Below are 19,816 nucleotides of genomic sequence, written 5' to 3'. Positions count from 1 at the left end.
TATGAACCTACCAAACTATAACAACCAAAATTTGCAAGATCAATCTTTTGTGGGGCTTGATCTGACTGGAGCCGATTTTAGTGGTTCAGATTTGCGGGGATGTGATTTTACAAAGGCGATTTTAGTTGGGACAAATTTTGAGCGTGTTGTTACAGGGCAGACTCAAAAACAAATCAATACTTCCATTCTCACAGTAATTATTGGCGCGATCGCTATGATTGCCTTTAGTCTGGTGATCGTCGGGATTGACAGCATTCTATTTGGCTGGTTCGGAGATAGCTACAGAAAAATAAGTGGCTTTCTTGCCAGTATTATTCCTTTTGTTTTACTGATGTTACAATCTCTTGTTTTTGAAAAATTCGCTAAAATCACTAATTTATTTGGTGATGCAAGCCTTGGTATTTTATTAGCAATGATGACTGGACTAACGCTAGGGTTTACTTTCATCAGCTTTACAGGGGCGTTCTTTTTTTTAATACCAATGATTATTTCGGCGGTCATCACTTTTTATCTTTACAAGTGGTTGATCGCATCAATTCAGAATAGAACTGGAACTTCTTTCAAAAAGGCTAATTTAACCGATGCCAATTTTAGTCATGCTTTGATTGAGCATACAGATTTTTCCTTCGCTTTGCTGACAGGTATCTTTATTGATGGATGGTTGCTTGATGGGCATACTCAATTTACAAATTCTCAATGTGACTATTTATATTGGAAACCACAGCGAGAAAGATATCCTCATGATGCTAATTACCAAACGGATGAACTAGAAAAGTTTTTGAAAAAATTCCAAAAGAACGAAAGATAGTGCTTAGCAACACCAACTTTAGTTTTGTTAAGTTTTGAATCCTTTACAAGCTATGATAGTAAATGGTCAAAATTACAATTTTCACTTTTTTATCTAAAGTTTCGCCAATAACATCATGATGCGTAGCAACTATTGCGGTCACCTCAATGCCGAACATATCGGACAAACAGTTAGCTTGTGCGGTTGGATCGATCGCAGACGGGATCATGGTGGTGTGATCTTTTTAGATTTGCGCGATCGCACAGGAATCCTGCAAATCGTCAGCGATCCCCAACGTACTCCTGCCTCCTATGACCTCGCAGGTGAAATGCGAAATGAGTATGTGGTCAGGATCATTGGTAAAGTTTCTAAGCGTCCTGACGAATCGCTTAATCCGAAACTAGCCACAGGTGAAATCGAAATCTATGCAGAATCCATTGAATTATTGAATGCTGTCAGCAAGCCGTTACCCTTCCTAATTTCGGAAGCTGACACGATTAAAGAAGAATTGCGTCTGAAATATCGCTATCTCGATATGCGTGGCGATCGCTTAGCCAATAATCTCAAACTCCGCTTTGAAGTTGTCAAATCAATTCGCCGCTTCCTTGAAGATGAATATGGCTTTATGGAAGTGGAAACACCAATCCTTTGTCGTTCTACTCCTGAAGGAGCGCGGGATTACCTCGTACCCAGCCGTGTGAATGCTGGTCAATGGTATGCTTTGCCACAATCGCCTCAGTTATTTAAGCAATTGCTGATGGTGGGCGGATGCGATCGCTACTATCAAATTGCTCGATGTTTCCGCGATGAAGATCTTCGCGCTGACCGTCAGCCTGAATTTACGCAACTGGATATGGAAATGAGTTTCATGTCCCAAGAAGAAATCATTGAGCTAAATGAAAACCTGATTCGCTACATTTTCAAAACCGTTAAAGGTGTAGAACTTGGTGATTTCCCTCGTCTCACCTATGCCGACTCTATGGATCGCTATGGTTGCGATCGCCCTGATACTCGCTTTGGTATGGAATTAGTCAATGTCACTGATTTGTTTGCCAATTCAGGATTTAAAGTATTTGCCAACACCGTCGCCAATGGTGGCATTATCAAAGTGCTACCTGTCATCGGTGGCGATGAAGCGATTTCTAATACCCGCATCAAACCAGGTGGGGATTTATCCAATCTCGTTGCCCAATATGGCGCAAAGGGCTTAGCCTTTATCCGTGTGCGTGAAGGTGGTGTAATCGATACCATCGGCGCTCTCAAAGATAGCCTTACCGAAGAAGTTAAGAATGAACTGCTAGAACGAACAGGCGCAACCGCAGGCACGATTCTATTGTTTGGTGCTGGTGAAAAGGCGATCGTCAATGAATCGCTCTATCGTCTACGTTTAGCCCTCGGTCATGAGTTGGGACTAATCGATCATAGCAAGCTCAATTTTGTTTGGATCACAGACTTCCCGATGTTTGAGTGGAATGCTGATGAGAAAAGATTGGAGGCACTGCACCATCCCTTTACCTCGCCTCGTGTTGAGGATATCGCTGATGGTCAATCCATTGATGTCAATACGATCGCCCAAGCCTATGACCTTGTACTCAATGGCACAGAGATTGGTGGTGGTAGTATTCGGATTCACAAGCGCGAAGTCCAAGAGAAAGTATTTGCGGCGATCGGGCTAAGCGATGAACAGGCAAAGGAGAAGTTTGGATTCCTAATGGAAGCCTTTGAATACGGGACTCCTCCTCATGGTGGTCTGGCTTTTGGACTGGATCGTTTAGTGATGTTGATTGCTGGTGCAGACTCAATTCGAGATGTGATTGCCTTCCCGAAAACTCAGCAAGCACGCGACCTCTTGACCGATGCGCCATCAGGTGTGGATGACTCGCAATTGAAAGAGCTACATGTTAAGTTGTCATTACCTCCTGCTAAAACTAACGCATAAACAAAGAAGGTGAGCATTACTCACCTTCTTTGTTTATGCGATCGCTATCTTGAGATATTTGCGATCGCCTATATCCATCTTCACGAATTAGCGAGGCGATCGCTTCAAAGAAACCAAAAGATCGTAAATTAAGCTAATGTAGATACAATATAGATACATTGACGGTGATTTTTATGACTGCCGCGATCGCTAAGTGGGGTAATAGTTTAGCTGTACGCATTCCTCAAGCTATAGCTGAACAGGTGCAAATTCAAGCTGGAAGCGAAATCAATATTGAGATTGTTGATGGCAAGATTGTTTTGACACCGCATCGACGTAAAAAATATACTCTGGAGGAATTGCTGGATGGGATGACTTCCGAGCATCTCCATGCAGAAGTTTCTACGGGTGTGGCTGTTGGGAATGAAGCATGGTAAATCTATACATCCCTGATCGTGGTGATATTGTCTGGCTAGATTTCGATCCACAGGCTGGACATGAACAATCTGGGCATCGTCCTGCTTTTGTGATTTCACCGATCGCCTATAATCAAAGGTCAAATTTGGCTTTGCTGTGTCCAATTACTACTAAAACTAAGGGATGGAAGTTTGAGGTTCTACTCACGGACACTAAGACTAAGGGAGTGATTCTTGCGGATCAGATTAAGAGTTTAGATTGGCAAGCGAGAAGGGTTGATTTTATTGAGAAAGCTTCAGAAAATATTATTAATGAAGTTATTGGCAAAGTTGAGACGTTATTAACCTAGTACTTAAACTATATGGCAGAAAAAATTAGATATGCTGAAATACTTTTACCTTCAGAAGAGCTATTTTTAAAATATCGAATTGGTTATCCTAATTCGATTTCACCATTATCTTTAGTAAATATTTTTATAGGGGCAAATAACACTGGTAAGAGCAGACTTCTTCGAGCTTTATTTTCTCTTCAGGAATTTTCCTATAATACAAACATTTACAAAGAGAATGATTTTTGGGAATTAATCGATAGATTAGATAAAGAGTTTAGAGAAGTTTTTTCATTTCCAGTTACATCAGTCTTAGAATTTAATTCAGATTATATTACAGGGATATTTTTATCTTTTGATTCTGAACATAAACAATTTATCTCTGCTGATAATTCAACGTATAACATATTAAAAGAAAAACTAGAAAATTTAGCTAATCGTGAATTTAAACAAGGAGCTTATAGCATAGCTAGTTATCAAGGAGCTAGACCTACCAATACAGTTGGAGGCTTTCCTGAAAGCGTTATAAATACAGGAAATAAACTTCGTGATATTGGGATTAAATATAGAAGATACTTAGATGACATTGATGCTAATTTAAGTTTAGGAAGTGAAAAAAGATACTATATACCTATACTTCGAGGAATGCGTCCTTTGGATGTTGATGATCAACATAAAAACTTCTATGGGGACAGAACAAAATGGGACTATTTTAGAAGTAGTGATTCGCTCACTGATAAGATGCAAATATTTACGGGACTTGAGTTATATCAAAGTCTCAAAGAAAAATTACTTGGTGAACCTGAAGAGAGAAAACTAGTTAAAGAATTTGAAGCTTTTTTGTCAGCTAATTTTTTTGAAAGTAAACCAGTTACATTAATACCAAAAGAGAAAAGCCCCAAGGTAGTCCACATCAAAATTGGTGAGGAGCCTCAATATCCTATTTATGAATTAGGTGATGGCTTACAAAATCTAATTATCTGTACATTTAATATTTTTACAGAAAAAGAAAGATGTCTTTTCTTTATAGAAGAACCTGATATGTTTATGCATCCATCATTGCAACGCTCATTCTTAGAAGTATTATCAAAATTTGATCAGCATCAATATTTTATCACTTCACATTCCAATCATTTTCTAGATATGACAATTGACTTTGCCAATATCTCAGTATTCCATTTCTCTAAACACGAAGGTACTCAACCACAGTTTCATATTCGTCCATCCTCACCAAGCGATAGACAGATACTACTTGACTTAGGAGTAAGAAACTCATCTGTCTTTATTACCAACGCAACAATTTGGGTTGAAGGTAAAACAGATCGACTATATCTCAAAGCTTATATGAAAAAATATATTGATGAGTTAGAGCATGGCGATCCTGAAAAATATAGGCAGTTAATTAAACTCAAAGAAGATTACCATTACTCATTTGTAGAATATCAAGGTGCAAATTTAACCCATTGGAGTTTTGATCCAGATGAAAAAGAAACAAAAGAGATTAAAGCTAGTTATGTTTGCGCCCATGCCTTTCTTATAGCCGATGGTGATGTAGCCACAAAAGGCGATCGCAAGCAAGTTTATACCAACATGCTAGGCGAAAGGTTTTATCTTCTTGAAGTAAAGGAAATTGAGAACCTTCTACCAGTTGAAATACTAAGAGAAATAGTTGCCAATAAGTTTGAGAAACATCAAGTAGATATAAATTCTATCGAACATAAAAAATATTCAAAGCCTAAGATTCCTTTAGGAAAGTATCTTGATAGCCTTTTACCACAGCCACTAGAGAAGCCAGTTTTTGCTGAAAAATCTGGAACCATCAAAGCAAAAGGTACATTCTGTGATGATGCCGTCAAATTTATGCAAGATACTAAATGGTCGTTAAACAACTATCCCAAAATTAAAATTCTCTGCGAGAAAGTTTTTGACCATATAATCACTCAAAACAAGAATTCTTAAAATTAAATAAATGAGGATAAAAAACATGAAAACAATCGCTATTCAAATAGATGAAGACATTGCCCAAGCATTTCAATCTTCACAACCAGAACAACAACAACAGATTCAAGCATGGCTCAATCAATGGATGAGACAAGCATTGAAAATCAGTAAATTACAAAACACAATGGATAGACTGAGTGATGAGGCTGTAGCGAATGGATTAACTCCAGAGATTTTACAGGCAATCATCGATGAGTAAAATCAGGATAGTCCTTGACTCTAATGTAATTTTAAGCGCTGCTCTGTTTAAGGGATCTACCCCAAGACAAGCCCTTGACAAAGCATCTATTACTGGACAAATTCTCATGTCTAATGAAATTCTTGGAGAACTTACAGACATTTTTAATCGTCCTAAGTTCGATAGATATTCATCAAAAAAATTGCGTAATGAATTTCTCAATGACTTTTTAGCAATTGTAGAAAATGTGCAAATCGTTCAAAAAATTACAGCTTGTCGCGATCGCAAAGATGATAAGTTCTTAGAACTAGCTGTCAATGGGAATGCAAATTACATCATCACTGGCGATCAAGATTTGCTTGTACTAAATCCGTTTCAAGATATTGCAATTATTTCTGTATCAGATTATTTGAGTTTGTAGTGAATTGGCGATCGCAAAGTTAGCTATAGACAGTTAGGTCTGAGATTCGATCGCACCTTCGGCATCATTAGCGATCGCCTTTAAGCGATCCAACATATCCGCAGTCACATCTTGCCACATCCCACGCTGATTCGCTTCCAGCAAACGTTCTGACATATCTCGCAACGCCCAAGGATTGCTGGATTTAATAAAATTCTGGACTTCAGGATTAAAAATATATGCCTCCGCAACACCCTCATACATGAAGTCGGAAACGCAGTTAGTCGTAGCATCATAGGCAAACAGATAATCAAGCGTTGCCGACATCTCAAAGGCTCCCTTATAGCCGTGACGCATTGCTCCTGCTATCCATTTGGGATTAACAACACGCGATCGATAAACTCGCGCAATCTCTTCGCTCAATTTGCGAACCTTGGGCTGAGCCATGCGTGAATTATCGCCAAAGTACACCTCTGGAGCATTGCCAGATATGGATTTGATTGCCGCTGTCATACCACCCTGAAACTGGTAATAATCATCGGAATCGAGAATGTCATGCTCTCGATTGTCCTGATTTTGCAGCACAATTTGCATATTGCCGAGGCGTTGATTAAAGGCTTCAGGAGCAGATTTGCCCTCAGATTTGCTGGTGTAGGCGTAGGCGCTCCAATTGATATAGGCACGGGCTAAATCCTGCTCGTTTTCCCAGTTTTGTGACTCGATTAAACCCTGCAACCCCGCACCATAGGCACTTGGTTTAGAGCCGAACACTCGATAACGCGATCGCTCTTGGGCTTGTTCTACAGTTAATCCTTCTCTTTGCCACTGTGCGGATTCTGCTTGAACTTTTGCCGCTAAGGGATTCTGTTCGGCAGATTCATCAAGATTCGCAACCGCATTCACCGCACTATCAAATAAATCGATCAGATTTGGGAACGCATCTCGAAAGAATCCTGAAATCCTTAAGGTCACATCCACACGAGGACGACCGAGGATTGATAAAGGCAAAATCTCAAAATCAATCACGCGCCGCGATACACCATCCCAAACAGGTTGTACTCCCAATAAAGCCAGCGCTTCCGCAAGATCATCACCACCCGTTCGCATGGTGGAAGTTCCCCAAATCGATAGCCCCAAGGTTTGCGGATATTCACCATGCTCTTGCGTATAGGTTTCAATCAACACATCCGCAGCCTTGCGCCCAATATCCCAAGCGGTTTCCGTTGGTACTGCCCTAATATCCACCGAATAGAAATTCCGTCCTGTGGGTAATACTTCAGGTCTGCCCCTTGTCGGTGCACCTGACGCGCCACTAGGCACATATTCGCCATTGAGTCCGCGCAGGAGATTTGTGATTTCTTGCTTAGTTTTGTAGAGAGATGGGAGAAGGCGATCGCGAATCCATGTTAATTCTTTTACAGTCTCACCTCCCTTTGCAAGGGGGATAGAGGGAATCTCTTCAATTTTTAAATCTCTAAAAGATCCCCCTAAATCCCCCTTATAAAGGGGGACTTCAGACTTTTTGCTACTAGCATAAATCTCTTTGATTGGAAGCTCGCCCCCCTTTGCAAGGGGGGTAGGGGGGATCTCTTCAAAGATTTCTGCTACCAACTCCGCCGCGTATTCCTCTATAACTTCCACTGCATCGCCAATAATCCGACAATTTGCTAGACATGGATGCGAATTTGCTACAAGTAACTCGCCTAAATCCGCAGTCAACGGATCAAAATCTAAACCCCAATCCTGCGCGATCGCCCTTGTCAGTCCCAAACGATTAGCTGTCGGATTACGGGCGATCGCTACTACCAAATCCCTTAACTGCCGACCTTCTGGGCATTGCCCGAAAATATGTAAACCATCGCGAATTTGCGCCTCCTTAATTTCACAAAGATAACCATCGGCTGTCGTGAGAATTGTATTTAGCGAATCCTCCAAACGATCTAGGGAAATTCCTAAATCATGATAGAGATTTTCCTGTTTGATGGTTTCGATGAGGCGATCGCGAATCATGCCCAAACGTGAAGGATCGAGAGTTTCCGCTTCGTAATATTCGTCAATCAAGCCTTCCAATTGCTGCAAACCACCATACAACTCAGCACGAGTCATGGGTGGAGTGAGATGATCGAGAATGACTGCTTGCGATCGCCTTTTTGCCTGAGAGCCTTCCCCTGGATCGTTAACAATAAAAGGATAGAAATGGGGCATCGCACCAAAGGCAGCTTCAGGATAGCAATTTTCCGATAGAGCCACGCTCTTACCGGGGAGCCATTCGAGATTGCCATGTTTGCCGATATGGGCGATCGCATGGGCGTTAAACTTGTCGCGCACCCAATGATAGAAAGCCATATAGTCATGGGTTGGCTCTAAATCAGGGGCGTGATAATTGAGCGTAGGATCGAGATCGTAGCCCCGTGATGGCTGAATACCGACAAAAATATTGCCGAACTGCATACCAGCGATCGCAAATTCTTTATCGCACTTCGGCTGATTCCATCTTGTCTGAATTCCATTTTGCACGGGTTCAGGCAAACTCTGGAAATAGTTTTGATAATCTTCTAACGCTAAAGATTGATTAATCTGACGCATTCCAAAGGATTCGAGATCGTTGGTTACACCAGTAGTTAAAAGCTTCATCAATTCATCGCTAGTTTCAGGAATCTCACCAACGCTATAGCCTGAACTTCGCAGAGCCTTGAGAATCTCTAAACAACTGGCGGGCGTATCTAAACCGACTCCATTGGCTAATCTGCCATCACGGTTAGGATAATTGGCAAGAATCAGCGCAATTTTGCGATCGCCTACATCCGTATGCTTTAGCTGTATCCATTTCGCCGCCAGATCTGCTACAAAATTAATCCGCGATCGCACAGGTTCATAGGTCAACACCTCAGTTTGCAAAGCGAGATTCTGTCCCTGCATCGCTTTAAAGGAAACTGCCCTCGTAATAATCCTGCCATCGACTTCAGGCAAGACCACATTCATCGCCATATCGCGAGGATTTAGTCCCTGTGTACCATTTGCCCAAGTTTTCTTCAGTCCACCACTAAAAATCACCTGAAATACAGGCACGTTCAAAGCTTCCCAAAGATCAACTTGCGGCGTATCCGTTTTTAAACTTGCCAAAGAGAAGCTAGTCGTATTCAAAATCACATCAACTTTTTGACCAGATTCAGGCAAGCAATAGCGAATTAACTCTGCTTGTACATCAGGCTCCTTTAAGGATGAAACATAAATGGGTAAAGGTTTGAGCTTACGTTCTCGCAATGATTCACATAAAGCAGCGATCGCTCCCGTATTTCCCGACAAGTAATGAGCGCGATAAAAAAGAATCGCCACTAGTCCGAGATCCCCCTCAATCCCCCTTAAAAAGGGGGAAGAAAAAAATTCTCCCCCCTGTCTCAAGGGGAGTTGTGGGGAATCAAATATCCCAATCCGAGGCACTGATTGCGGAAGTTCATATTCTGATGCAATATCTAAAAATTCTTTCGCAATAAACTTCAATAAATTCTGATAATTACTAACCCCTGCTTCGATGAAATATTGCCAAGCCTGATTCACCAAAGTTAGCGAAGTTGTGGAATGGCTTGTTAAGCTCGGATCTGGACGCTCATCCCCTGGTAACACAATCAATACTGCGCCCGTATTTGCTACGGTTTCCTTAACCACTTCTAAGCCATAGCTCCAGTAAGACTGTCCCCCAATTAAGCGCACAATAATTACCTTAGCGATCGCCAAAACCTCCTCAGCATAGGTATCGATCGCGATTTGTTGCTGCAATTGCAAGACATTCACCACCCTAATCTGTGGAAAATCTTCAGGTAAGTTTGCCGTAGCCGCCGCAAGGGTTTGAATATCCGTATCCGCAGCCGTGATGATCACAATCGGTGCAGGTTGCTGATCAACAAAAATAACGCTGTCGGTGGACTGGTTCCAGCCTCCTGAAATAGTGGCAATACGATGCATTAGCGATCCAAATGGCAATAGTCGGCTCAATCATTATAGTAGCTTTCATTTAAGCGGAGCGATAACTACGAGGAGTCTGTCCTGTCCATCTTTTAAAAGCGCGATAAAAGGCACTTGGCTCGGAGAATCCTAATAAAAAAGCCAAATCGTGAATTGAAGTTTGCTCGTTTTGAATATGTTTTAAGGCTATTTCCTTGCGAGTATCATCAAGAATTTGTTGATAGGATGTGTTCTCAATTTGTAGTTCTCTCTGAAGTTGTCGCACACTAAGCATCAAGGTATGCGCGATCATCTCAATTGGCGGCGCTTCCCCATGCAAATTCTGAACAATTATTTTGATCACTTTATGACTGAATTTGGAATCTTTAGATAGATTTGTGAGCATTTTGCTTGCATGGCTTTCAAACATTGAAAGCAAGTTTGCATTAGCCGATCGCACTTCCCAATTAAGGACATCTGCTGAAAAAATCATTCTGTTAATTGATTGCGAAAATTTCACTTGACTTTGGAAAATGCGCTCATGTTCAGAACAATCTGATGGAGCATTATGTTGAAACCAAACATCATGAAGTTGTAAGCTTTTCCCTGTAAGCTTTTGAGTGGCTTTATACAAGGCTGAAAATGTGCTTTCAATAGGATGTCTCGGCTCATCTAGGAGATAATTTTTGACCCCTCCAACAATTTTGCAGTCGCAACATACGAAACCATCCAAAATATGATGATGAATGGCTATGCCCTGACTAAAAAGACGAGTGTATTGCGATAGTTTTTCGAGAACCTGTCCATAGTGTTTGCAATTCAGTAAAACATAGCCAAGAAGCCCGATCGCTGGCAAGTCAAAAGCTTCCCCAATATGCAAACCAAGATCGCGATCGCCTGTTTTGATAATCGCTTCTCGCCACAAATGCTTGAGCAATTCTCCTGAGATTTGGCGATCAGGGTCTTCTAGCCAAGCTGATTCAATCTTGGTTGAACGGTAAATATCTTGCAAATCGACCCCTTGCGCTGCGACATACTGCAAAATATCACGAGCGATCGCTACTGAAAATTTCGCCTCTTGATGGTTTTCTTGACTTGGATCGGAAATTACTTTTCCCATAACTTGGCATCAAAAGTCAATTTTCTGGCGTGTTACGTCATGTTGGATTTTAGCAAAAAGTCTTAGCTTTAATTTAACAGCAATGGAAATTACCACCTCACGCAAACCCATGATTTACAAATATATTCAACCTAAAAAAATTTCATTATTAATTGTTTCTACGATTTTGACAGGTAGCATTTTCCTTGTTCAAGAATCTCAATCTCAAACTTTTTCCCAATCACCAGTAAATAAAATTTCACAATCTGATTCAAAAGAATCAGAACTGAGAAAGCTTACAACAGAAGCCATTCGCCAGCGTGGTTATATTGGTGTTGGTGGTTCAATTGGGATAAGTGGCAACACCTCAGCATTAGGCACTAGTGGGTTTTCACTTTTCTCTAAAACAATCTTTACTGACAACTTGTCTATGCACAATAACACAGTGATTTTTGGAACTGGAATTTCATCTTCTTCCTCGAATCTTACAGTTGACTTTCCCATCCGTGATGCAACTTCTCAGCAGATTGTTTTATCGCCTTTTATCGGTGGTGGTGTGATGCTTAGAAATGAAGATGGGTTAAAAATTGCTCCCCACGTCACAGGTGGAGTGGATGTACCGCTATCCAGAAATATCACGGGAACTGTGCAGTTGAATGTTGGTTTACCAAGCGATCGCAAGGCAGATATGGGGCTTTTGCTTGGTATTGGTTATAGCTTCTAACTTTTGTGTAGATAGATAAAATTGATAAGGATTAACAATGAATCGTTTACATTTTGTTCGTTATACAGGAATCTTCTTGGTTCTATTGGTTATATTTTTAAATGTTCCATACATTCGCTTAACACAAATTTTTGAATATGACGACATTTTGCGTAAACCAATTGGTGATGTCCTGACTAAGTTTCATGCTGGTGGGTTACAACTAATTTTGACGTGGTTTACCTTTGGTTTGTCGGCTCTATTATTCATCCCTGCTAGTATTCTGCTACATAAGATTATTGATCGCCAAGGTTCACCTTATTTAGCGATCGCTACGGCGATGGGATGTCTTTCAGGCGTACTTCAGGCAGTGGGTTTAATGCGTTGGGTATTTGTGGTTCCGTTACTGGCAAATTTGTATGTCGATTCAGTCTCAAGTGTAGCTACTCGCGAAGCGGTAAAAGTTGTTTATCAAGCAGTACATCAGTATGGCGGGGTTGTGATTGGTGAACATTTAGGACAAACTCTTCTAATTGGCTGGACAATTGGTGTAGGAATTGCCATGTTGCGATCGCCAATCTTTAAGCGTTGGGTTGCTTGGTACGGAATGATGACAACGCCAATGTTATTGATTGGACAAACCGAACTTCTCGCCACTGCAATACCATCTATTCTCGCGATTGAGTTAACACCGATTGGCTTTATACTTTGGGAAATATGGCTGTTGATTGTGGGGTTCTCGTTACTGTTGGTATCTCCTGCAAAGCTTGAACATCTTGATAAATTCGCAAATCCCAAACCAACAAAAAACAATGATCATCAATAAATTTCGTGCTTTTTTGGCTAGTCAACTTGGCTTTCCTAAGGGCTGGTTTGGCAAATTATTGATCAGGTTTCTCAATAGTAACAATGCCATGATGAACGATCTTGTTTTGCAACATCTCAACTTACAAGCAGATGATCGCGTTCTTGAAATTGGCTTTGGTGGCGGCTACTTAATCGAGAAAATTGCCAATACCGCTCTGCCCCAGCTAATTGCGGGCGTTGAGCAATCACAGGATGCCTTAGATCTCTGTGAGCATAAATTTCGCACTCAAATCAATAAAAGTGAAATAGAACTCTATTTAGCCGATGCGATGCAATTACCTTTTGCAGATAGATATGTCAACAAAATCTGCTCAGTCAACACCATTTATTTTTGGACAGAGCTTAGTAAGGTTTTCCGTGAATGCTTCAGAGTTTTAGCTGATGATGGCGAATTATTACTCAGTTACAATTCTAAAGATTTTTTGGAAAAGCAAAAGTTTGCCGACCATGGTTTCATTGGCTATGAAGTTTCAGAGATAGAGGCAGCCTTAAAAATGGCTGGATTTGTAAATGTCACTACCATTACAGGATACAGCGATCGCCACCAAGAATTCTTTTGTACGATTGCAACTGCTGCGCTGAAGTCTTAGTTTATAAGCCACCATTTCGTCTAAAAAGCCACATCTTCATACAGAGATGCAAATTTACCTTCAAAGTTAATACTCGTTAACTGGAAGTGATCCTCTTCGCCTGCATAAGACTTAAAGTACCAAAGCCCTTTAGAGCTGCGGCAAAACAGTCCAGATGACAGCGACTTGTATTGACTAGGACATATGCGTTGAGGTTTCAGCCTTTCATACTCAACGCTACAGCCTCAGCGACTTTAATCCCATCAATCCCTGCCGAGAGAATCCCGCCTGCATAGCCAGCGCCCTCTCCTGCAGGAAAAAGCCCTTCCACATTGAGACTCTGATATTTCTCATTACGTTTAATCCGAATCGGTGAAGAAGTGCGCGTTTCCACACCCGTAAGCATCGCATCTTCCATCGCAAAACCTTTGATTTGTTTGTTAAAAGCAGGTAAAGCCTCACGAATTGCAGCGATCGCATAGTCAGGCAAACTTTCACTCAAATCGCATAAATTCACATTAGGTGCATAGGAAGGATGAACTTTACCAAGATCTTGAGAAGGACGGTTGGCAAGAAAATCACCCACAAGTTGGGCTGGAGCAGCATAGGTTCCACCACCAAGCTCAAAGGCGCGAGATTCGAGGCGACGCTGAAAATCAATGCCAGCAAGGGGATGCTCTGGATAATCGTCGGGCGTAATTCCCACCACGATTCCGCTATTGGCATTCCGCTCATTACGCGAATATTGACTCATGCCATTCGTAACTACCCGCCCAACCTCAGAAGTTGCCGCCACAACTAGTCCCCCAGGACACATACAGAAGCTATAAACAGAACGTCCATTCTGACAATGGTGAACTAACTTATAATCAGCAGCACCTAAAATTTTATTTCCTGCGTAATTGCCAAATCTCGCTTGATCGATCAGAGTTTGTGGATGTTCAATCCGAAAACCAATCGAGAAAGGCTTGGCTTCAATATATACGCCGCGATCGTAGAGCATTTGGAAGGTGTCACGGGCGCTATGACCAACAGCAAGAACGATATGATTACTAGCAATATATTCACCATTAGCAAGGGTGACACCTCTCGCTTTACCGTCTTGAATGTCAATATCTTCCACTCGACTTTGAAAGCGAATTTCCCCACCGAGAGCTTGAATTTGAGCACGAAAACTTTGAACGATGCCGACTAGTTTAAGCGTGCCAATATGGGGTTTATTGATGTAGAGAATTTCAGGAGATGCACCTGCATTTACAAATTCAGTAAGAACTTTACGCCCATAATGTTGCGGATCTTTGACTTGGCTGTAGAGTTTCCCATCGGAGAAAGTGCCTGCACCGCCTTCACCAAATTGAGCATTAGATTCAGGATTAAATTCGGTTCTTCCCTTCCAAAAGTTAAAGGTATCCGCCGTGCGATCGCGTACTGCTTTACCTCTTTCTAAGATAATGGGTCGAAATCCCATTTGCGCCAACATTAGCCCAGCAAACATCCCTGCTGGTCCCATCCCAATTACAATTGGGCGAGTTTTTAAACTATTGGGAGCCTTGGCTATATACTTATAGCTCATGTCAGGTGTGGGCTTAACATGAGGATCTTTAGACAAGCGATCGCTTAATTGCTTCTCTAAAGTAGTTTCGACATCAACGATATAAACCAAATAAATATCTGTCTTCTTACGAGCATCATAACTGCGCTTAAAAATAGAATAACTAGTTAATTCTTCAGGCTTAATTTGCAGCTTTTTGAGAATTGCTAATTTCAGAGCATCTTCAGGATGATCGAGTGGAAGCTTAATTTCGGTAATTCGTAACATGGTCAATAAAATTTGTAAGCTCTATAACTATACTAAGCTCCGAAGAAAAAGCCACGCAAAGCGTGACTTTTTCTGATATCTGTTGCTTTGCTATAGCTAAAAAACTAAACCTCCCCAAGGAAAGCGATCGCTTTCCTTGGGGAGAGAATTAGATATCGCAAGCCTGCCGTCCCCAAGTTATGGGTGGTATTCTCTTGCGAGTGCGCGGATCAAAGTCTCCAGCGCAGGCAAATGGCTTAATTGAGCCATCAGGAAACAGTCCTACAGTCCCAGATTCACCCGTGCCATTACGTGCAAAAGTAACCGCAGCTACACCAGCGCAACTGTTGATAATCTGCCGTGCAATCTCAAGCCTCATTTCAGGCGCTTTCCATACATTCGCAACTCCGCTACCACTCAGAGCAAATGTGTAGCGGCGATTAAGTCCAGCTTCGACATTTGGATAAGGGCTGAGCAGTGGAGCAAATTTAGTATTGCGTGTCACTATTGTCACATTGGGAATGGATTCTAAACGGATAGTGCCTTGTCTGATGGCTTTGTTACATAGATTGGCTGTACCGACTGTTTTAGGAGCCATCTGTTTAGATTTAGATCTGAATTTAGAGAGAATATCCTCTCCGCCACCTTTAGCAAGTTTTTCGAGGCGATCGCGTTCCTCTTGATCAAAATTAGTGCGGATGGAGCGATTTTGAAACTGCTCTTGACCATTGACCATCACCTTTTGGGCGCGGATTAATTCCGCTTGCAGCTTGCCGTCACCATCAAACATAAATAGCTCATCGGTATGGAAAAAGCGAATTGCCACCACCTTCCCATTGGGGTAATACCAATAGCCAATTCCATCCCCAGTTTCAACAATACTTGATGATACAGAAATAAACCTAAATTGATCGCGACCTCCTACATTGGCAGTACAAGCACTATATACCAAGCTTTTCTCAACGACTGATTTGCGATCGTCACAAGACTGTTTGTCAATCTCCTCAAAGGCTTTGTGCAAAGATTCAGCCTTATTGGTATTGGCTTGAACTGTCAAGGGAGCGCCCAATAGAAGCGAAGCAGAAATTATACTGATGGGGATGAATTTCATGTTTTAGGTTTTTCTGTTGTGTAGTAATTGGTTGATTTTTCTAGATGCCTCTTGTCAAACTACCATTTTCTTCCAGTTCTTCTTGAGAAAAGGTTGAAGATATAGGAGTTTTCATTTTGCCGTAGGCAAAATGAAAACTTAAAACTCTTATTGTGATTGTTTTTTGGTTTTCAAATGAGTATGCACTCGCTTGAAAACCGCTATACCAGAGGTATTTATTGTGGTAGCCATTCTAGGGATTGCACAATTTTTATAAACTTATTGGGAGTCATATGGGCTCTTGTGCTACAGGTAGCAGTGGAGTCAATTTGATCGCCTCTGCCTTGACGGGTTGCCACCGCGTAAAAGGGTGAGTTACCTGCGGGAAAAGTCCAGAGATTTGCTTGGGGAGTATTGGCGATCGCTTCTGTAATCGGCTCACCCATACCTATGCCAACATTAACATCCACCTTGCCCAAAAGGTTGGTATCGACAGCACGGGTGTATTGACCACTAGGACCACCAATACCACCGCCAGTCGCACGGACTACAAAACAGTGATTTTGAGAATTGCGATATAACACCGTATAGTCAGGTCCAAAACGACAAACTCCATTCGCATCTCTTTGATCGCCAGCACGACATGGCTCAGTTCTGATCGCTGCGACTCGAAAGCCTTGAGGCACATACTTGGGAATAGCGACCTTGATACCGAGGGATTTGAGGGATGCTTTTTGACTAGCACTGAGGAGGTTGTGACCACTCTGGGCATGGGCAGGAAAAGCTGCGGGGAGCAGGCTAGTAAGGCTGACAGCTAAGGAGAGACAGATAGCGTTTTTCATGGGTGATTTGTGATGATGTTGATGGAAGATGAAACGAAGGCACATTTATTTGAATTTAGAGAGAATATTCGTTCCACCTTCCCTAGCAAGTTTTTCGAGGCGATCGCGTTCTGTTTTAGTAAAGGTAGTTCGCAAAGAGGAACTGCTATTAGTTAATTCTGCTTGCAACTTTCCCCTCCGATCAAAAGCGAGTGTGCTAAAACCATCGCCTTCAAAATAGGTAATCGCCGCCACTTTGCCGTTGTAGTGGTAAGTATAGAGGACACTAGCCTCAACAACATTACTAGACTGTGATGCAGCAGAGAGTTGTGGTGAAGATCCACGTCCACCAGCACGACTGCCACAAATGTTGTACGTATTAACTCCCTTTGTGACCGTCCTGTTGTAGCCATCACAGGGTCGCTTTTGGAGTTCGGTAATTTCTTCAAGCAAAGCTTCAGCATTGGTATCTGTAGACTGCTGGGCTACAAGTGATTTTGTTGTAGATACTTGAGATTGGGAAGTTTCGATAGAAGCTTGAGCAGCAAGTGGAATAGCAAGGGCAGCGAGTAAAGGAATTGCTAAAAGTTGAGAGATTTTCATTGTGTAAACTAGGTAGATTTGGATAAATTGGTAGGGAATGCGAGAAAAAATTGCTTTTAGGCTAATTACAGCTATTTGAAACTAAATTAGTTAATTTGTTCCAAATATCCTACTTAAACCTAGAGATAATATCTATACCTCTATTTTTTGCCAAATCCTCTAGTCTATTGCGTTGTTCATTTGTAAACCCTTGTTTAGCGCTTCTCCTTTGGAACGCCTGACTGCTCATGGTTAGTTCAGCGACTAGGCGATCGCCAGAAAAAAGAAAGATCTCACCTGTGTGAAAAAAGCGAATAGCCACCACTGCGCCATCTTCGGCAAACCAATAGCTAATGCCATCACCCGCTTCAATAAGTGAGGACGATGCTGAGATGACTCTAGGTTGATTATTAATTCCCTGCACAGAGCAGATCATATAACGAACGGATTTTTCATCTTTGGTCTGGAGATCGCAAGACTGCTTAGAAATCTTCTCAAACTGCCTTTGTGCGTTTTCTTCAACTTCTTCTTGAGAAGGCGATGAAGACACCGAAGATGTTGATTGTGGTAGCCAATCTAGGGACTCCACAATTTTGATAAACTCATTGGGAGTCATGTGAACCGCGTCACTACAAATAATCGCGGCATCAATCCAACTAGCGGCTTGGCTTTTGATAGTTCTCACGGCGTAAAAAGGCGAATTACCTGCGTAATCAGTCCGTAATTCTTGAGGAGTATTAGCGATCGCATCTGTTATCGGTTGGTCATTACCAGTGCCAATCATGACATCCACCTTGTCAAAAATCTTGCTCCTAACAGCACGGGTATAGCGACTACTAGGACCACCCAGACCGCCGCCAGTCGCCTCAACCGTAAAGCAATGATCTTGGGAATTGCGATATATCACTGTATATTCGGGACCAAAGCGGCAAACCCCGTTAGCATCAACCGTGTCTCCCTGACGGCAGGGTTCAGTTCTGACCGCCGCAATCCAAAACCCTTGCGGGACATAGGTGGGAAGCGCAATTTTGATACCAAGAGAATCAAGCTTTCCCTTAAAAGAATTAACTAGACTATGACCATTCGCCGCCGCTTCTGGTGTTTTTTCAGCAATTGGGGTTGGGGGGGCAGTGGTTGTTTGGGCGATCGCGCTAGATGTGGCAATAGGTGTTGCATTAGATGTGGCAGTGGGTGCATTTGCTTGAGGCTGTCCACAGGAAATTAGTGAGCAGCTAAGGGCAAGAAAACCGAAGAGTTTGGTTTTTAAGAATGTCATATTGTTTTTTTGAGAATGGCAAGAAATTATTTGTTAATACCGCGTGATCAGTGTTACTAAATTTTTCGCCTGAAAATCACCTTGGTAATTCGCAAATAGCACGTATCAGACTTGCCTCACCTTCTTCAGCGCCGTATCTAGCGATCGCAGGAATGATTTTGCCATCGATTGAAGATTCATTACAGTCTGCCGTGCGCCACGGACTGTAGTAGTCCTTTCCTTGGCTGTACTCAGCCCTAGTACGAAAGCGCCAACGATTGCCACCTAAGTCTTGCTTTTCATGTATGTAAACGCTGTACATAATGCCTTGTCTCATTCCAGAGTGGAAAGGTTCTGCGGTTTGCTGTGCCACTATTGTTTTTGTTGAATCATCCTGAGATTGGGCGATCGCTGTTTCGACAGAAGCTTGAGCAGCAAAGGGAACAGCAAGAGTAGCAAGTAAACCGAATAGTTTGAATTTGGAGAAGATCATAGTGATTATTGTTTGAGAAGGTTGAGAATTTGAGTGTTAAGTTTGATCAAAAGGGTGTTTCGCGCTAGCGCATGTCATAAAAAGGGTGTTTCGCACTAGCGCATGTCTGATCAAGTAAATACGACGCAATCCAGCCTCTAGTTTGACTGGGCAAGGTACTCCACATAATCCCAAGACACCCCTTCCCTGTCACTTTTCTGCACGATGGGTGAATACCCGCTAATGCTGTAATACAGTTGGGCTACTCGTTGTCCCACTAAGACATAGCCAACGATCTCAGAATCAACTCCAGGAGCAGAGCGCATATTTACCCGTGATCCCTTTTCTTGACCAAGAATTTCAGCAACGCAACGTCCTCGAAAAGCTCTCGGAGTATCGCTCTGAGCATTGGCGATCGCCGTAAAATTAGGTGCAAACGAGATGAGAGGGACAATGATTGCTGACAGAATTTTAGTTAATTTCATAGATTTGGACTTGGTTTTATGTATTTATCTTGATACTAGTTAGGCTTGGGGTAGGTGTGGCGCGGGCGAAGACCGCGCCACACCTACCCATTGCGTAAGTCCTA

20 protein-coding genes are annotated in these 19,816 nt (G+C 42.1%); 11 read left to right on the top strand and 9 right to left on the bottom strand.

The annotated features are described in order from the left end of the window. Position 1 precedes the first annotated feature (1 nt). The 8 genes from ABM313_RS04660 (at position 2) to ABM313_RS04625 (ending at position 6,050) form a co-directional block, all read left to right on the top strand. The gene (locus ABM313_RS04660) at positions 2 to 808 is read left to right on the top strand and encodes a pentapeptide repeat-containing protein (protein ID WP_434686522.1); all 807 of its coding nucleotides are present in this window, start codon (positions 2 to 4) and stop codon (positions 806 to 808) included. Positions 809 to 926: 118 nt separating this feature from the next. Then, on the top strand, positions 927 to 2,726 hold the full coding sequence (aspS, locus tag ABM313_RS04655; protein WP_434688362.1) for an aspartate--tRNA ligase: 1,800 nt from the start codon (positions 927 to 929) through the stop codon (positions 2,724 to 2,726). Positions 2,727 to 2,735: 9 nt separating this feature from the next. Then, positions 2,736 to 2,858 (top strand): hypothetical protein, encoded by a 123-nt coding sequence (locus ABM313_RS04650; RefSeq protein ID WP_434686521.1) that lies wholly within the window; start codon positions 2,736 to 2,738, stop codon positions 2,856 to 2,858. A gap of 41 nt (positions 2,859 to 2,899) precedes the next feature. Then, complete coding sequence (locus ABM313_RS04645) at positions 2,900 to 3,142, top strand: AbrB/MazE/SpoVT family DNA-binding domain-containing protein (protein WP_434686520.1); 243 nt, start codon at positions 2,900 to 2,902, stop codon at positions 3,140 to 3,142. Continuing rightward, positions 3,136 to 3,471, top strand: coding sequence for an endoribonuclease MazF (mazF, locus tag ABM313_RS04640; RefSeq protein WP_434686519.1), 336 nt, complete (start codon positions 3,136 to 3,138; stop codon positions 3,469 to 3,471). Before ABM313_RS04645 ends, mazF begins: the two co-directional genes overlap by 7 nt. Positions 3,472 to 3,483: 12 nt before the next feature. Then, on the top strand, positions 3,484 to 5,409 hold the full coding sequence (locus tag ABM313_RS04635; protein ID WP_434686518.1) for an AAA family ATPase: 1,926 nt from the start codon (positions 3,484 to 3,486) through the stop codon (positions 5,407 to 5,409). A 25-nt stretch (positions 5,410 to 5,434) separates the two neighbouring features. After that, positions 5,435 to 5,650 (top strand): hypothetical protein, encoded by a 216-nt coding sequence (locus ABM313_RS04630; RefSeq protein ID WP_434686517.1) that lies wholly within the window; start codon positions 5,435 to 5,437, stop codon positions 5,648 to 5,650. Beyond that, entirely contained in the window at positions 5,643 to 6,050 is a 408-nt protein-coding gene (locus tag ABM313_RS04625; protein WP_434686516.1) for a putative toxin-antitoxin system toxin component, PIN family, read from the top strand. The genes ABM313_RS04630 and ABM313_RS04625 overlap by 8 nt, the downstream gene beginning before the upstream one ends. Before the next feature lie 33 nt (positions 6,051 to 6,083). Here ABM313_RS04625 and cobN read toward each other — a convergent pair whose 3' ends face one another. Further along, complete coding sequence (gene cobN / locus ABM313_RS04620) at positions 6,084 to 9,992, bottom strand: cobaltochelatase subunit CobN (RefSeq protein WP_434688361.1); 3,909 nt, start codon at positions 9,990 to 9,992, stop codon at positions 6,084 to 6,086. Positions 9,993 to 10,041: 49 nt separating this feature from the next. Further along, positions 10,042 to 11,091, bottom strand: coding sequence for an AraC family transcriptional regulator (locus ABM313_RS04615; RefSeq protein WP_434686515.1), 1,050 nt, complete (start codon positions 11,089 to 11,091; stop codon positions 10,042 to 10,044). Positions 11,092 to 11,173: 82 nt separating this feature from the next. On the opposite strand from ABM313_RS04615, the gene ABM313_RS04610 reads away from it, so the two are divergent. The 3 genes from ABM313_RS04610 to ABM313_RS04600 are packed head-to-tail and all read left to right on the top strand — an operon-like array spanning position 11,174 to position 13,230. After that, positions 11,174 to 11,794: a hypothetical protein gene (locus ABM313_RS04610; protein WP_434686514.1), complete on the top strand. Its 621-nt coding sequence runs from the start codon at positions 11,174 to 11,176 to the stop codon at positions 11,792 to 11,794. Between the two features lie 37 nt (positions 11,795 to 11,831). Continuing rightward, positions 11,832 to 12,599, top strand: a complete 768-nt coding sequence (locus tag ABM313_RS04605; protein WP_434686513.1) for a DUF4386 domain-containing protein — start codon at positions 11,832 to 11,834, stop codon at positions 12,597 to 12,599. Then, positions 12,586 to 13,230 carry a class I SAM-dependent methyltransferase gene (locus ABM313_RS04600; RefSeq protein WP_434686512.1) on the top strand — a complete coding sequence of 215 codons (645 nt, stop codon included), beginning with the start codon at positions 12,586 to 12,588 and terminating at the stop codon, positions 13,228 to 13,230. Before ABM313_RS04605 ends, ABM313_RS04600 begins: the two co-directional genes overlap by 14 nt. 196 nt (positions 13,231 to 13,426) lie before the next feature. Here the strand turns inward: ABM313_RS04600 and ABM313_RS04595 are convergent, their stop codons facing one another. The 7 genes from ABM313_RS04595 to ABM313_RS04565 form a co-directional block, all read right to left on the bottom strand. Next, entirely contained in the window at positions 13,427 to 15,028 is a 1,602-nt protein-coding gene (locus ABM313_RS04595) for an NAD(P)/FAD-dependent oxidoreductase (RefSeq protein WP_434686511.1), read from the bottom strand. Positions 15,029 to 15,176: 148 nt separating this feature from the next. After that, positions 15,177 to 16,118, bottom strand: coding sequence for a hypothetical protein (locus tag ABM313_RS04590; RefSeq protein ID WP_434686510.1), 942 nt, complete (start codon positions 16,116 to 16,118; stop codon positions 15,177 to 15,179). Between the two features lie 215 nt (positions 16,119 to 16,333). Further along, positions 16,334 to 16,939 carry a hypothetical protein gene (locus tag ABM313_RS04585; RefSeq protein WP_434686509.1) on the bottom strand — a complete coding sequence of 202 codons (606 nt, stop codon included), beginning with the start codon at positions 16,937 to 16,939 and terminating at the stop codon, positions 16,334 to 16,336. A gap of 45 nt (positions 16,940 to 16,984) precedes the next feature. Beyond that, complete coding sequence (locus ABM313_RS04580) at positions 16,985 to 17,521, bottom strand: hypothetical protein (RefSeq protein WP_434686508.1); 537 nt, start codon at positions 17,519 to 17,521, stop codon at positions 16,985 to 16,987. Positions 17,522 to 17,630: 109 nt separating this feature from the next. Then, a complete protein-coding gene (locus tag ABM313_RS04575) occupies positions 17,631 to 18,776 on the bottom strand; it encodes a hypothetical protein (protein WP_434686507.1) in 1,146 nt (381 codons plus the stop codon). A 76-nt stretch (positions 18,777 to 18,852) separates the two neighbouring features. Continuing rightward, on the bottom strand, positions 18,853 to 19,248 hold the full coding sequence (locus ABM313_RS04570) for a hypothetical protein (protein WP_434686506.1): 396 nt from the start codon (positions 19,246 to 19,248) through the stop codon (positions 18,853 to 18,855). A 137-nt stretch (positions 19,249 to 19,385) separates the two neighbouring features. Further along, positions 19,386 to 19,712 carry an SH3 domain-containing protein gene (locus tag ABM313_RS04565; protein ID WP_434686505.1) on the bottom strand — a complete coding sequence of 109 codons (327 nt, stop codon included), beginning with the start codon at positions 19,710 to 19,712 and terminating at the stop codon, positions 19,386 to 19,388. Between the last annotated feature and the right edge of the window lie 104 nt (positions 19,713 to 19,816).

Source organism: Pseudanabaena minima str. Chao 2107 (genome assembly GCF_051131155.1).
Lineage (GTDB): Bacteria > Cyanobacteriota > Cyanobacteriia > Pseudanabaenales > Pseudanabaenaceae > Pseudanabaena > Pseudanabaena minima.
The sequence above is the reverse complement of the archived record's forward strand: the minus strand, read 5'-3'. Positions and strand labels throughout refer to the sequence as shown.

Coding starts and splice junctions, on each gene's coding strand:
- ABM313_RS04660 (WP_434686522.1), top strand. CDS start 2: ATGAACCTACCAAACTATAACAACCAAAATTTGCAAGATCAATCTTTT.
- aspS (WP_434688362.1), top strand. CDS start 927: ATGCGTAGCAACTATTGCGGTCACCTCAATGCCGAACATATCGGACAA.
- ABM313_RS04645 (WP_434686520.1), top strand. CDS start 2,900: ATGACTGCCGCGATCGCTAAGTGGGGTAATAGTTTAGCTGTACGCATT.
- mazF (WP_434686519.1), top strand. CDS start 3,136: ATGGTAAATCTATACATCCCTGATCGTGGTGATATTGTCTGGCTAGAT.
- ABM313_RS04635 (WP_434686518.1), top strand. CDS start 3,484: ATGGCAGAAAAAATTAGATATGCTGAAATACTTTTACCTTCAGAAGAG.
- ABM313_RS04630 (WP_434686517.1), top strand. CDS start 5,435: ATGAAAACAATCGCTATTCAAATAGATGAAGACATTGCCCAAGCATTT.
- ABM313_RS04625 (WP_434686516.1), top strand. CDS start 5,643: ATGAGTAAAATCAGGATAGTCCTTGACTCTAATGTAATTTTAAGCGCT.
- cobN (WP_434688361.1), bottom strand. CDS start 9,992: ATGCATCGTATTGCCACTATTTCAGGAGGCTGGAACCAGTCCACCGAC.
- ABM313_RS04615 (WP_434686515.1), bottom strand. CDS start 11,091: ATGGGAAAAGTAATTTCCGATCCAAGTCAAGAAAACCATCAAGAGGCG.
- ABM313_RS04610 (WP_434686514.1), top strand. CDS start 11,174: ATGGAAATTACCACCTCACGCAAACCCATGATTTACAAATATATTCAA.
- ABM313_RS04605 (WP_434686513.1), top strand. CDS start 11,832: ATGAATCGTTTACATTTTGTTCGTTATACAGGAATCTTCTTGGTTCTA.
- ABM313_RS04600 (WP_434686512.1), top strand. CDS start 12,586: ATGATCATCAATAAATTTCGTGCTTTTTTGGCTAGTCAACTTGGCTTT.
- ABM313_RS04595 (WP_434686511.1), bottom strand. CDS start 15,028: ATGTTACGAATTACCGAAATTAAGCTTCCACTCGATCATCCTGAAGAT.
- ABM313_RS04590 (WP_434686510.1), bottom strand. CDS start 16,118: ATGAAATTCATCCCCATCAGTATAATTTCTGCTTCGCTTCTATTGGGC.
- ABM313_RS04585 (WP_434686509.1), bottom strand. CDS start 16,939: ATGAAAAACGCTATCTGTCTCTCCTTAGCTGTCAGCCTTACTAGCCTG.
- ABM313_RS04580 (WP_434686508.1), bottom strand. CDS start 17,521: ATGAAAATCTCTCAACTTTTAGCAATTCCTTTACTCGCTGCCCTTGCT.
- ABM313_RS04575 (WP_434686507.1), bottom strand. CDS start 18,776: ATGACATTCTTAAAAACCAAACTCTTCGGTTTTCTTGCCCTTAGCTGC.
- ABM313_RS04570 (WP_434686506.1), bottom strand. CDS start 19,248: ATGATCTTCTCCAAATTCAAACTATTCGGTTTACTTGCTACTCTTGCT.
- ABM313_RS04565 (WP_434686505.1), bottom strand. CDS start 19,712: ATGAAATTAACTAAAATTCTGTCAGCAATCATTGTCCCTCTCATCTCG.